Genomic DNA, 12,516 nt, shown 5'->3' with positions numbered 1-12,516 from the left:
CGCCGCGGATGCATGCCGCCATACGCCGGTTGCCCTTGCGCGAGCGACGGCGCTGCCGTTAGCTGAACCGACATCGCAGGGCGTTTGAGCCCTGGGCAATGGGGAGCAAGCGATGGGGCCGCTGAAGGGCATCAAGGTCATCGACATGACCACCGTGCTGATGGGGCCTTATGCAACCCAGATGCTCGGCGACTACGGCGCCGACGTCGTCAAGGTGGAATCGCTCGACGGGGACGTCACCCGGCTGATCGGCCCGATGCGGCACGCCGGCATGGGCCCGGTGTTCCTCAACACCAACCGCAGCAAGCGCTCGATCTGCCTCGATCTGAAGAAGCCTGCGGGGCGCGATGCCGTGCTGCGGTTGCTTCGGGGCGCCGACGTTCTCGTCTACAATGTCCGGCCGCAGGCGATGGCGCGGCTTCAGCTCGGCTACGATGTCGTTTCCGAGATCAATCCACGTCTCGTCTATGCCGGCGTTTTCGGCTTCGGCCAGGACGGGCCCTATGCCGCAAAACCCGCCTATGACGATCTGATTCAGGGAGCGACCGGGCTGCCGGCGCTGATGGCGCAGACCGGCGACGGCGTCCCGCGCTACGTGCCCAACGCGCTGGTCGATCGCATCGTCGGCCTCACCGCGGTGGGCGCGATCTGCGCCAGCCTCGTGCATCGCGACCGCACCGGCAGCGGCCAGCGCGTTGACATCCCGATGTTTGAAACCATGGCCGGGTTCGTCATGGGCGATCACATGGGCGGGCTCACCTATGAGCCGCCGCTCGACAAGGGCGGCTACGCCCGCCATCTCTCGCGCGACCGTAGGCCTTACAAGACTTCAGACGGCTATCTCAGCGTCATCGTCTACAACGACAAGCAGTGGGAGAACTTCTTTGAGGCGACGGGGCGCGACGATCTACGCGCCGATCCCAAATTCGCAACCTTCGCCGGCCGCGCTGCCAATATCGACGTCGTCTATGCCGAGCTCGCGCGCATTTTTGAGACGCGCACCACGGCCGAATGGATCGACCTGTTGACCAAGGCCGACGTGCCGGTGATGCCGATGCACGACCTCGCATCGATCCTGCACGATCCACACCTGGAAGCGACGAATTTCTTCCCGGTCGTGAACCATCCGACCGAGGGGCCGATCCGCAGCATGAAGGTGACGGCCACCTGGTCGGAGACCGAGGCGGTGCCGGTTCGGCTCGCGCCGCGGCTCAACGAGCATGGCGCGGAAATTTTGCGCGAGATCGGTTATTCCGCCGACGAGATCGCTGCCATGATCCGCGATGGCGTCACCGGATCGGCGCCGGAGTAGGGAAACGACGATGACCACGGCTCTCTCATCCGTCATTCCGGGGCTCGCGAAGCGAGAACCCGGATCCTCGAGCTTCCGGGTTCGGCCCTTCGGACCGCCCCGGAATAACGAAGAGGATAAGTGAGACCCATGAGCTTCATCACCGGCGTCGGCCTCACACCTTACGGCAAGCACGAAGGTTCATCCTCGCTCGACTTGATGAGCAAGGCTGCGCAAGCTGCGCTCGACGATGCCGGGCTCAAGCGCGCCGAGATCGACGGCATCCTCTGCGGCTACTCCACCGTCTCGCCGCACATCATGCTAGCGACCGTCTTCGCCGAGCATTTTGGCATCCGCCCCGCTTACGCCCACGCCGTTCAGGTTGGCGGCGCCACGGGTCTCGCGATGACGATGCTCGCACATCACCTCGTCGAGGCAGGCCTCGCGCGCCACGTGCTCGTGGTCGCCGGCGAGAACCGCCTTACGGGCCAGAGCCGCGACGCCTCGATTCAGGCGCTGGCGCAGGTCGGCCATCCCGATTACGAGGTGCCGCTTGGCCCGACCATTCCCGCCTATTATGGGCTGGTCGCCACCCGCTATATGCACGAATACAGCGTGACCGAAGAGGATCTCGCCGAGTTCGCGGTGCTGATGCGTAAGCATGCGTGCACCCATCCTAGCGCGCAATTCCATGATCCCATCACGGTCGCCGACGTCATGGCCTCGAAACCGGTGGCGATGCCGCTGAAGCTGCTCGACTGCTGTCCGGTGTCCGACGGCGGCGCTGCATTCATCGTTAGCGGCGAGCGGACCGGGGAGGCGGGCGCGCGCATCCGTGGCTGCGCGCAGGCCCACACCCATCAGCATGTCACGGCCGCACCCGGCCTCAGCGAACTCGGCGCGGAAATATCGATCGCGCGCGCCAAGGAGGCGACGGGCATTGCGATCTCGGACGTGCGCTACGCCGCCATCTACGACAGCTTTACGATCACGCTCGCGATGCTGCTGGAGGACCTCGGCCTCGCCGGCCGCGGCGAGGCTGCAGCCCGTGTACGATCGGGCCATTTCAACCGCGACGGCGCGATGCCGCTGAACACCCATGGCGGCCTGCTCAGCTACGGCCATTGCGGCGTCGGCGGCGCCATGGCGCATCTGGTCGAGACGCATCTGCAGATGACGGGACGGGCGGCGAATCGGCAGGTGCGCGATGCCTCGATCGCGCTCTTGCACGGCGACGGCGGCGTGCTGTCGTCCCATGTGAGCATGTTCCTGGAGCGGGTGCGATGAGCGAGCGTCTGGGCGACTGGACCAGGGGCGAACAGGCTATCACCTATCAAACCTGCGCCGCCTGCGGCCATGTGCAGTATTTCCAACGCGCCTTCTGCGCCGCCTGCGGCGTGTCCAACGCGCACGAGGAGCGCGCCAGCGGCAAGGGCAGGGTCTATGCGACCTCGCTGGTCTGCCGCGCTGCGACGCCCGAGACGCGCGCGCACGTGCCCTACAACATCCTGCTGGTCGATTGCGATGAGGGTTTTCGCCTGATGGCGCATGGCGAGACCGGGCTTGCCATCGGCGATTCCGTCACTGCGAGCTTCAGGCTCTTTGCAGGCAAGCTCGTGCCGTTCTTCACCAAAGAGGTGTGAGAGAGTAGCGGGATTCGTCATTCGGGGGCGGTCCAAAGGACCGGGCCTGGAACGGGATTCTGGGCCTGGCGCTGTGCGAGGCGCCACCCCGGAATGACGAAAACTCTAAACCTCCGACTAAAGCGCGATGAGATTAGGATAAATCGTCATCGCGCTTTAGGTTATTGTTCGAGCATGATCTCCGCGCAAACGCGTTCCGCGTTTGTCGCGACGAAAAAGCGCTACACACTTTTCCGGATCATGCTCTAACGCCCGTAGAACAAGATGCTGGCGATGACGAGCATGGCCGTCACCGCCAGCATATGCGCGAGCGCTCCCGAGGCTGCCCCCTTGGTGGCTTCCTTCATGCCTTTTTCTCCCTAGACTTGGGCGTGACTCATCGTTGTGCGGCTAGCGCACCCGACGGCCAATTGTTTTACTCGGAACACCCCACTTACGAGTATCCGCCGCGATCTGTCCCCACGCGGCGAATATCGACTGTGTCAAGGTCGATCAGCAATGCGGCGGCAATTTGACTCGATGATGTTGCTCCTGCGTCAGCGCAAGAATAGAGTTTCGGGGAGCTCTCGCCGGCAACGACAAAAAGCATCAAAATCTCCGAGAAGACTTCAGGAAAATCATGGCCCGCATCAATTACAGCGACCCGTCCAAGGCCTCCGACCGCACCCGCGAAATCCTCGACAAGAATCGCAACGCCAACATTTTCCGCATGATGGCGCACTCGCCGAGCTATTTCGAGCAGTATTGCCGCTTGGGAGGCGCCATCCGCCACAAAGGTGAGCTCGATCCGGTGGTGCGCGAGCTTGCAATCACACGCACCGGCATTCTGTGCGAGGCGCCCTACGAGATCGTAGCGCACAAGCGCATCGGCAAGAATGTCGGGGTCACCGACGAGCAGAACGAGGCGCTTGAGAATTGGCAGGCCGCGAGTTGCTTCAACGAGGTGCAGCGCGCCGCGCTCGCGTTCACCGACGAGATCGTGAAATCGAACAAACCGACGGACGCGACCTTCAAGGCGATCGCGTCGAAGCTGACACCGGCCGCGCTGATCGAGCTCCAGCTCTCGGTCGGCTTCTACATCATGACATCAAAGTTTTTGGAAACCTTCGAGATCGATCTTCAGCCGGTCACGGAAGTGGTGGGCTGATCCTTAGGAGCGGCGAGGGATGCCGATGACGATCGATGAATATGCGGCCTGGGCCGCGCGCATTGGGAAAGTCGAAGAGCATCCGTCCAACGAGCGGCTGTCCTATCTCGGCCTCGGCCTTGCCGGCGAAGCCGGCGAGGTCGCCGATCACATCAAGAAGCTGCTCCGCGACGGCTGGCTGGATCAGGCGGGTCTCGTCGATGAACTCGGCGATGTCGTCTACTACTGGGCTTGCCTGTGTGCGGCCACAGGCCAGCAGCCATCCGACGTGCTCAAGGCGAGCGCAGCCAGGATCAACCGGCGCCTAAGCGAGGCCGCGAGCCGCTGAGCCGGTTCGGATCACCTCTCCCCGTCGCGGAGAGGTGAAGAACCGCGCCCAGCGCTACGTCGACGTCAAAATATCCACCTTCGCGTTCGCCACGATCAGGCGGTCGGCCAATAGCTGCGCCAGATTGCGCATGATGCGCTCGCTGGCGTGCGGGTGCTGCTCGCGGAAGCGCTCGAAATCCTTCAAGGCCACCTCGAACGCGGTCGCCGCCATGTCGGCGAATACGTCGGCGGACCGCGTTGGTTCCAGCAGCGCCATCTCGCCAAAGGCCATGCCTGCGGTGAGCGTTGCCAGCCTGACGCCATCGGGCAGCGTGACGTGGACCGCGCCGCTGCGGAGGAAGAACACGGCATCGGCGGGATCGCCGGTCGTGACGATTTTGGCGCCGGACGGATAAGTCCTGACGGTGCAGATTGCGGCGAGATCGCTCAGCTCGTCCTCGCTCAGCCCCGCGAGCAGCGGCTGCTCGGTAAGCTCGGTGGTCTCGTGGAAGTCGATCGAGCCGCCATAGCGGTAGACGATCTGGTCTTCGGCCCATTCGATCGCGGTGTCGAGCAGGTAGAAGTCGCGGACGTTCTTCAGCTCCGCCGTCCATTCCCGTAAGCTGTCCCATTCCTTGGAAGCGCGCCTGACGCCCGACAGCACCACGGTGACGTTGAGTGCGGCGAGCTCTTCGAACGCTTCGGCGATTAGCCGCGCTCCGGCGCGCGTGGTGGAGGTGACGCGGTGCAGATCGAAGACCACGAATTGCGGCCGCGGACGGCCTGCGAGCCGGCGCGAGACGTAGTCGACGGCCGACAGCGACAGTGTTCCGACCAGCTCGATGACCCGCACCTCCTGCTCATGCGCGGAAAGAATCTCGCGCTCCTGGGGCCGGCGCACGCGTCGCGACGGGCTCCTGCCGATGTCGTAATCGGCGATGACGGCGTTGCGCGCGTCGTCGCTGCGGTTGAGCATGTGCAGATCGTAATGCGAGGACAGCGCCTCGCAAACCTTGATGCCGCGCACGCTGTTGCCGTGCTTGTCGAGCTTGGGCGAATAGCTGCCGAGGCCGAGCCGGGCAGGGAGCGCGGCGAGGATGCCGCCGCCGACACCGCTTTTGGCGGGAATGCCGATCCGGTAGATCCATTCGCCGGCATAATCGTACATGCCCGAGGAGGTCATCACGGAGAGCGTGCGCGAGATCGCGTAGGGCGTCAGCACCTGCTCGCCGGTGACCGGATTGATGCCGCGATTGGCGAGCGTGGCCGCCATCACCGCGATATCGCGCGCCGTGACCAGCACGGCGCATTGCCGGAAATAGACGTCGAGCACGGCCGCGACGTTGTCGGAGATCACGGCGTTGGTCTTGAGGAGATAGCCGATGGCCCGGTTGCGGTCGCCGGTCTGGCTTTCCGAAGCATAGACGGCCTCATCGACAGCGAGATCGCGTCCGGCGAAACGGCTGAGCGCAAGGCGGATCTGCTCGAAAGCGCCCGCGCCCCTGCTGTCGTGGATCAGCCCTGTGCAGGCGATTGCGCCGGCATTGACCATCGGGTTGAACGGATGGTTCTCCGAATTGAGCCGGATCGAGTTGAAGGGATCGCCGGAGGGCTCGACGCCGATCGCGCTCTCGACCTTGCCTGCTCCCAAAAGATCCAGCGCCAGTGCGAACACGAACGGTTTGGACATCGACTGGATGGTGAAGGGCACCCGGCTGTTGCCGACTTCGTAGACATGCCCGTCCAGCGTCGCAAGGCTGATGCCGAAATGGGCAGGGTCGGCCTTGCTCAGCTCGGGGATGTAGTCGGCAACGCTGCCTGAGGTCTCGGCAGAGAATTCGTTGAGGCAATTGTTCAGAAACCGCAGCAGGGGCGGTTTCGAGCGGGTCCAGGCGGAGGCGGCGGGCGAGTGCGGCTTCATCGCCTCACTTGTGCAACGCAATCAGGGCGCGCGCAACCCGTCCGGCACGATGGTGTCCCGGCGAACCAGGAGAAGCGCGAGCAAAGTCGTGGGCACGAGGATCGCAAGGCCAAGCAGCGTCACCTGCATCTGCGACAGCGGCATGATCCCGCCGCCGGGCGTCGCGACCACGAAGCCGCCGATCACCAGCAGGACACGGATCGGCCATTCCAGCGCGCCGGCGCCGCGAAGGTCGCCGACGAAGGGCTGGTAGCCCTGGATGCCGCCGCAGATGAACAGCGTGCCGAACGCGGCAAGCCCCATCAGGCCGAGGCCGGCGAGGTATGGGCTTGGCCCTTGCAGCACCAGCGCCGGATTGAGCACGAAGAAGAAGGGGATGAAGTAAATGATGCTGCCGACCCACATCGATTCCCAGCCTGTCTTCATCGCCGGGGAGCCGGCGATGCCTGCGGCCGCGAACGAGGCGATGGCGACCGGCGGCGTGATCGACGACAGCATGCCCCAATAGAAGATGAACATGTGTACAGCCATGCGATTGAGCCCGAGCTTCTCCAGCGCGGGCGCGACCAGGATGGCGAGGAAAATGTAGCAGGCTGTCGTCGTCAGGCCGAGGCCGAGGATCAGGCTGGTCAGCGCGCACATGCCGAGCAGCAGGAAGGCATTGTCGCCGGCAATGTGCAGGAGGTCGTTGGCGAGGCTCGACACCACGCCGGTCATCGAGAACGCGCCGATCAGCAGGCCGCAGCCGGCGAGAATGCCGACCAACTCGACGAAGGTGCGGCCGTTGATCTCGAGGAATTTGCCGATGGTCGCAAACGTCCAGCGTGTGTCCTTCGAGAAGAATTGGTTGAGCACCAGCAGTAGCGCGGTGGCGTAAAACGGCGCGTGGCTCTCGCGCTTGAAGTAGAGCAGCATCACGATCAAAAGTGCGATGACGAAGACGTAGTACCAGCCCTCCCTGATCGTATCCATGATGCGGGGCAGCTCGGCGCGCGGAATCCCCTTCAGCCCGTGGCGCGCGGCGTAGGCGTCGACCTGCATGAACAGGCCGATGTAGTAGAGCGTCGCCGGAATGATCGCGGCGATCGCGACATCGGCGTAGCTGATATTAAGGAACTGCGCGATCACGAAGGCGGTCGCGCCCATTACCGGCGGCGCCAGCACCGCGCCGGTCGAGGCGCAGGCCTCGATCGCACCGGCATAGGACGCGCGAAAACCGCTCTTCTTCATGACAGGAATGGTCATGGTGCCGGCGGTGAGCACGTTGGAGATGATGGAGCCCGACATCATGCCGAGGAGGCCGCTGGCAAAGATGCAGACTTTCGCCGCCCCGCCGCGGAAGGTGCCGCACAGTGCGAAGGCGAGATTGATGAAGAACTTTCCGGCCCCCGTCATCATCAGCGCCGTGCCGAACACCAGGAAGCCGATCACGGTGTCGGCGAAAGCCTGAATGGGAATGCCGAGCAGGCTCTCGCCGGAGAGCACGTGGTAGGCGGTTGCTTGCTCGAGCGTCGATTGTGTGCCGCGGAACGGGCCGAGCCAGCCGGCCTCGGCGAACAGCGGATAGACGGTGAAGGGCAGGACGCTCAGCAGCAGGCTCCAGCCGCCGGTGCGGCGCAGCGCCTCCATCAGCATCACCCACATCACGAGGCCCGCCGCGATCACGCCGTTAGGCGCGCCGCCGAACTCCCAGCCGGCCTCAGCCGCCTTGCGTACGTTCGACATTAGCATCAGCGCCGCCGCGAAGGTCGCGACGAACAAGACGAGATCGTACCAGGGAATCCGGTCGAGCGGCGCGCGTTCAGTCCCAGGGAAGATCAAGAAGGTGAACGGCAGCATCAACGCTATCAGGAGATAGAAATATTCGGTGTTGAGCTGGGTGTAGCCGACGAAGAAGCGCAGCGAGAATTGCTGGTTGATGCAGAGCAGGATGGTTGCCGCCGTCGCGACCACCAACGTCCAGCGCCAGGCGCCGCGCAACGTGCGCACGCGCGTGACCTCCGCCTCCTGCATGTTGCCGGCGGCGCCGTGCGGATCGTCGAACACGATCCGCTTGGCCTCGTCCTGCGGGCCGGTGGAGACTGAGGTAGAAGACATGATCCTGTTCTAATCCTCGAAGCCGTTCGGCATGTCGGCCTTGGCGAGCGCAGCGGCGCGGGCCTTCATCCAGCCGTCGAGGAACGCCTTGTCATCCGATGGCGGATTGGATTTGCCGTACTCCGCCCACGCTGCGCCAAGTACCTCTTGCCGCTTGATCAGCTTGTTGTTGTGCGCTTCCTGCGCGTCGGTCCATTGTCCGGCTTCCTTCAGCGCCTTCACGGCGCCGGGATGCACCGGCACCACCCAGTTCTTGGTTTGCCGGTCGGCGGCAAGCCCGCCGGCGCCGGGCGCGGAATCCTTGTAGGCGTCGTAGTTCACGATCATCGCCTTCGTGATCGCATAGACCTGATCGGCCGGTTGCGAGGCATAGGCGACGAAGATCGGATAGGGATAGTTGCCGAGCTCGACCGGCTTGTCCGGCGAGATGCCGGCGCCGCAGGTCGCAAGCTGCGGGAAGAAGAACGAGCCGACCTTCTGCATCCGCGCCCAGCCCTCCTTGTCCTTGGCGGGGAGCGGCGGCCAGATCAGCCCGCGCGGCGAAGTCTCGGCTTCCTTGGCAGGACCGGTGATGGTGGTGCCGAAGGCAGCATCGACGTCGTTGTTGATCAGGCCTTTCCACATCGCGCCGTAGCTGGCGAACTCGACCACCTTGACATCCTTCTGCGTCAGCCCCGCGAAGGCGAGCACTGCGAGCGAGTTCTGGTTCAGCGCCGGCGAGCCGACGACGAAGCCGACACGCTTGCCCCTGAGATCTTTCAGCTCCTTCACGCCGGTGTCGGCGGCGACGGCGAGCGAGCCGCAATTGCAGTCGACGGTTGAGAGCAGGATCTGGAGCGGCTGCGGTCCCCATTCCTTCGATCCGAACTCGAATACGCCTTCCTGCGCGAAATAGGTGCCAGATCCCATCGCCGCGGAGGCCGCACGCTTGGCGCGGAGCGGCGCGAGGCGGGCGACGTCGTTGCCGGCGGGGAGCACGCGCACGTCGGTGCCGTATTTGTCCTTCATCATCTTGCCGACGCCGACTGCTATGTTGAAGCCGGCAGTGCCGGTGTCATAGGCGGTGAACGTCAATGTCGCCGGCAGCTTGATGTCCTCGGCGAACGCATAGCGTGTAGACGCAAAAGAAATGCCCGCCACCAAGGCAGGCGCGAGCACGAGCAGCCCACGAAGCATGTTTCCCTCCTTCATCCTCGCGTTTGCCGCGAAGAAACTTTTTGCTTGAATCGGATCATGTCACCGGGATCAGGCGATGGCAACGCCGTCTCGCGAATGCCGCAATGAGACTGACAGATTGTCGCGGAAGTGACGGATTATGCAGTCAGCTCGCGACAATCGCGATCGCCTGTCCCTCGGCAACGACGTCGTCGAGCTTCACCAGCAGCGATGTGATCGTGCCGCTCGCGGGCGATGGCACCGGTATCTCCATCTTCATGGCTTCGACCACCACAACGTCATCGCCATCCGCGACGGTTCCTCCAACTTGCACGGGAGTCGCGCAGACACGGCCCGCGACTTCGGTAACGATTTTAATTTCTGGCATGCCATCGCCTTTTTGTTGTCGTCGCAAAATGCCTGAGGTAGCGTCGTCTGCAAGTGGAATTTAATTCCGCAGAGCGGAACAAACGGTAGGGATCATGGGACGACGTTCGGAGCGGTTGAGTAGGCAAGGGGCGCTCGCCGGCGATGCCGGTGAGGGTGATGTCATCCAGGTGGTATCGCGCGCGTTCGACGTGCTGCGATGCTTCGAGGGCCACGATAGCAGGCTTGGCAATCTCGAAATTTCAAATCGCTGTGGCCTGCCGCGCTCGACGGTGTCGCGGCTCACGCACACGCTGACCCGCATGGGCCAGCTTGTGTATCTGCCGCGCGACCAGAAATATCGCATCGGCCCGAGCGCGGTGGCGATGAGCGCTTCGATGATGAAGGGCGCGCAGCTGCGCAGCATGATCCGCCAGCGGCTTCAGGAAGTCGCCGAGCAGGTTCCGGGCACGGTCGGCTTCGTCGTTCCCGATCGTTTCCATCTCGTCTATCTCCAGTTCGCGCGCTCAGCGACCGCACTCGGCCTGCACGAGGGCACCGGCAGCCGCATCTCGATGGCTTCGACCGCCGCGGGCGCGGCCTACACTGCGGCGCTGGCGCCCGAGATGGGCGACGCCTTCATTGCGGACATGGAGCGGGAAGCGCCCGAGGCTGCGAAGATTCTCAAACCCCGCATCGAGGCCAACCGGCAATCGCTGCGCGAGCGCGGCTATGTCGTGGCCTGCGGCCTCTGGAGCCCGCACATCAACGGACTCGCTGTGCCGATCTGGTCGCCGCAGTATCAGACCTTCGTGGTCGTCACGATCGGTCTTTTGGCCGCAATGTATGACGAGCAACGGCTGCATGACGAAGTCGCCCCGTTGATGCTCGCGCTCGGCCGCTCGCTCGGCAGCCTGATGGAAGGCGCGGAGGGCGATGCCTTCAACAACCGTATCTCGCGTAGACCGGTCGCCATAGCCGTGCATAACAAGAACAAGCCGATCAACTCGGAGGGAGTGAATGAACTGGAAGCCGGAACTCGACGAGCTAGCCCGGCGCGAAGCCTTCGCGCGGGAGATGGGCGGCGTTGACAAGGTCAAGCGACAGCATGACCAGGGCCGGCTGACTGTTCGGGAGCGAATCGGCGGACTGATCGACAAAGGCAGCTTTCACGAAATCGGTGCGGTCTCCGGCATCGGTGAGTACGATTCCAGCGGCGAGTTGCAGAAGCTGACGCCGGCGAACTGCGTGTTCGGTCGCGCACGCGTCGACGGCCGCACCGTGGTCGTGGTCGGCGACGATTTCACGGTGCGCGGCGGCTCGGCGGACGCGTCGATCTCGGCCAAGCCGCTGATGGCGGAGGAAATGGCGCACGACTTCCGGCTGCCCATTATCCGCATCATCGAAGGCTCCGGCGGCGGCGGCTCGGTCAAGACCATCGAGACCAAGGGCGCGGCCAATCTGCCGGGCGGCATCGGTGGCACGCGGTGGTATCGCTTCACGACGGAGAATTTGTCGCGCGTACCGGTCGTCGCGCTCGGCCTCGGGTCGGTCGCGGGGCTCGGTGCTGCGCGTCTCGCCGCCAGCCACTATTCCATCATGACCCGAAAGTCCGCGATGTTCGTTGCGGGCCCACCGGTGGTGAAGGCGCTGGGGCAGGACCTCTCGAAGGAAGAACTTGGCGGCGCCGACATCCAGACTCGCGCCGGTGCGGTCGATCATGCGGTCGAGACCGAGGAGGAGGCGTTTGCCTGCGCGCGGCGCTTCCTGTCCTATCTGCCGTCCTCGGTGTACGAGCTGCCGCCGACCTTGCCGTGCACCGACGATCCGGAACGCGCCGAGGAAGCGCTGCTGAACGCGGTGCCGCGCAACCGCAAGCAGGTCTATAAGATGCGCCCGATCATCGACGCCGTCGTCGACACGGGCTCGTTCTTCGAGGTCGCAAAGAACTTCGGTAAGCCTGTTATCGTCGGTCTTGCCCGGCTCGAGGGCAGGGCGGTGCTGCTGCTCGCCAGCGACAGTTTTCACTATGGCGGCTCCTGGACGGCGGATGCCTGCCAGAAGGTGGTGCGCTGGGTCGACTTCGCCGAGACCTTCCACCTGCCGATCGTCTATCTCATGGACTGCCCGGGCTTCATGATCGGCCTCGACGCCGAGAAGGCGGCCACCATCCGCCACGGCGTCCGCGCCATGGCCGCAGTCAACCAGACCACCGTGCCCTGGTGCACAATGATCCTGCGCAACGCCTTCGGCGTGGCCGGCGTCGTGCATCAGCCCGCCGATCGTTTCTCGATCCGCTACGCCTGGCCGTCCGCCTATTGGGGTTCGCTCCCGCTCGAGGGCGGCATCGAAGCCGCCTACCGCGCCGATATCGACGCGGCCGAGGACAAGGCCGCGAAGCTGAAAGCGATCGAGGAGCGCCTCAACAAACTGCGTTCGCCGTTCCGCTCTGCCGAAAAATTCTGGGTCGAGGAGATCATCGATCCCAGAAAGACGCGGTCGCTGCTGTGCGAGTTCGCGCGCCTCGCCGAGCCGCTGCGCAAGCCAGGGCCGCCGGAGAACTTTTCGATCAGGCCGTGAGTTTCAG

The 12,516-nt window shown here is 64.2% G+C and carries 11 protein-coding genes; 7 read left to right on the top strand and 4 right to left on the bottom strand.

Annotated elements, in window-relative coordinates:
• The first annotated feature begins 112 nt into the window (after positions 1–112).
• The 5 genes from IVA96_RS26240 (at position 113) to IVA96_RS26220 (ending at position 4,409) form a co-directional block, all read left to right on the top strand.
• Entirely contained in the window at positions 113–1,312 is a 1,200-nt protein-coding gene (locus tag IVA96_RS26240; RefSeq protein WP_247420182.1) for a CoA transferase, read from the top strand.
• A gap of 129 nt (positions 1,313–1,441) precedes the next feature.
• A complete protein-coding gene (locus IVA96_RS26235; protein WP_247420181.1) occupies positions 1,442–2,578 on the top strand; it encodes a thiolase family protein in 1,137 nt (378 codons plus the stop codon).
• A complete protein-coding gene (locus IVA96_RS26230; RefSeq protein ID WP_247420179.1) occupies positions 2,575–2,934 on the top strand; it encodes an OB-fold domain-containing protein in 360 nt (119 codons plus the stop codon). Before IVA96_RS26235 ends, IVA96_RS26230 begins: the two co-directional genes overlap by 4 nt.
• Positions 2,935–3,553: 619 nt before the next feature.
• The gene (locus IVA96_RS26225; RefSeq protein WP_247276926.1) at positions 3,554–4,081 is read left to right on the top strand and encodes a carboxymuconolactone decarboxylase family protein; all 528 of its coding nucleotides are present in this window, start codon (positions 3,554–3,556) and stop codon (positions 4,079–4,081) included.
• Positions 4,082–4,106: 25 nt separating this feature from the next.
• Entirely contained in the window at positions 4,107–4,409 is a 303-nt protein-coding gene (locus tag IVA96_RS26220; RefSeq protein ID WP_247276979.1) for a nucleoside triphosphate pyrophosphohydrolase family protein, read from the top strand.
• A gap of 54 nt (positions 4,410–4,463) precedes the next feature.
• On the opposite strand, the gene glsA is transcribed toward IVA96_RS26220, so the two are convergent.
• The 4 genes from glsA to IVA96_RS26200 all read right to left on the bottom strand — a co-directional run bounded on the left by glsA (position 4,464) and on the right by IVA96_RS26200 (position 9,951).
• Entirely contained in the window at positions 4,464–6,311 is a 1,848-nt protein-coding gene (glsA, locus tag IVA96_RS26215; RefSeq protein WP_247420176.1) for a glutaminase A, read from the bottom strand.
• Between the two features lie 21 nt (positions 6,312–6,332).
• Positions 6,333–8,408 carry a TRAP transporter permease gene (locus IVA96_RS26210; RefSeq protein WP_247420174.1) on the bottom strand — a complete coding sequence of 692 codons (2,076 nt, stop codon included), beginning with the start codon at positions 8,406–8,408 and terminating at the stop codon, positions 6,333–6,335.
• Between the two features lie 9 nt (positions 8,409–8,417).
• Positions 8,418–9,584 carry a TAXI family TRAP transporter solute-binding subunit gene (locus IVA96_RS26205; RefSeq protein ID WP_247420171.1) on the bottom strand — a complete coding sequence of 389 codons (1,167 nt, stop codon included), beginning with the start codon at positions 9,582–9,584 and terminating at the stop codon, positions 8,418–8,420.
• 145 nt (positions 9,585–9,729) lie between these two features.
• Positions 9,730–9,951, bottom strand: coding sequence for a biotin/lipoyl-containing protein (locus tag IVA96_RS26200; protein WP_247276930.1), 222 nt, complete (start codon positions 9,949–9,951; stop codon positions 9,730–9,732).
• Positions 9,952–10,045: 94 nt separating this feature from the next.
• On the opposite strand from IVA96_RS26200, the gene IVA96_RS26195 reads away from it, so the two are divergent.
• The gene (locus IVA96_RS26195) at positions 10,046–11,020 is read left to right on the top strand and encodes a helix-turn-helix domain-containing protein (RefSeq protein WP_247420168.1); all 975 of its coding nucleotides are present in this window, start codon (positions 10,046–10,048) and stop codon (positions 11,018–11,020) included.
• Positions 10,950–12,509: a carboxyl transferase domain-containing protein gene (locus IVA96_RS26190; RefSeq protein ID WP_247420166.1), complete on the top strand. Its 1,560-nt coding sequence runs from the start codon at positions 10,950–10,952 to the stop codon at positions 12,507–12,509. Before IVA96_RS26195 ends, IVA96_RS26190 begins: the two co-directional genes overlap by 71 nt.
• The last annotated feature ends 7 nt before the right edge of the window (positions 12,510–12,516 follow it).

The organism is Bradyrhizobium sp. 159 (assembly GCF_023073795.1).
Classification (GTDB): domain Bacteria; phylum Pseudomonadota; class Alphaproteobacteria; order Rhizobiales; family Xanthobacteraceae; genus Bradyrhizobium.
This window is presented reverse-complemented; position numbering and strand designations above follow the sequence as displayed.

Bases quoted from the DNA above. Each gene is read 5' to 3' on its own strand.
- IVA96_RS26240 (WP_247420182.1), top strand. From the start codon at position 113: ATGGGGCCGCTGAAGGGCATCAAGGTCATCGACATGACCACCGTGCTG.
- IVA96_RS26235 (WP_247420181.1), top strand. From the start codon at position 1,442: ATGAGCTTCATCACCGGCGTCGGCCTCACACCTTACGGCAAGCACGAA.
- IVA96_RS26230 (WP_247420179.1), top strand. From the start codon at position 2,575: ATGAGCGAGCGTCTGGGCGACTGGACCAGGGGCGAACAGGCTATCACC.
- IVA96_RS26225 (WP_247276926.1), top strand. From the start codon at position 3,554: ATGGCCCGCATCAATTACAGCGACCCGTCCAAGGCCTCCGACCGCACC.
- IVA96_RS26220 (WP_247276979.1), top strand. From the start codon at position 4,107: ATGACGATCGATGAATATGCGGCCTGGGCCGCGCGCATTGGGAAAGTC.
- glsA (WP_247420176.1), bottom strand. From the start codon at position 6,311: ATGAAGCCGCACTCGCCCGCCGCCTCCGCCTGGACCCGCTCGAAACCG.
- IVA96_RS26210 (WP_247420174.1), bottom strand. From the start codon at position 8,408: ATGTCTTCTACCTCAGTCTCCACCGGCCCGCAGGACGAGGCCAAGCGG.
- IVA96_RS26205 (WP_247420171.1), bottom strand. From the start codon at position 9,584: ATGCTTCGTGGGCTGCTCGTGCTCGCGCCTGCCTTGGTGGCGGGCATT.
- IVA96_RS26200 (WP_247276930.1), bottom strand. From the start codon at position 9,951: ATGCCAGAAATTAAAATCGTTACCGAAGTCGCGGGCCGTGTCTGCGCG.
- IVA96_RS26195 (WP_247420168.1), top strand. From the start codon at position 10,046: ATGGGACGACGTTCGGAGCGGTTGAGTAGGCAAGGGGCGCTCGCCGGC.
- IVA96_RS26190 (WP_247420166.1), top strand. From the start codon at position 10,950: ATGAACTGGAAGCCGGAACTCGACGAGCTAGCCCGGCGCGAAGCCTTC.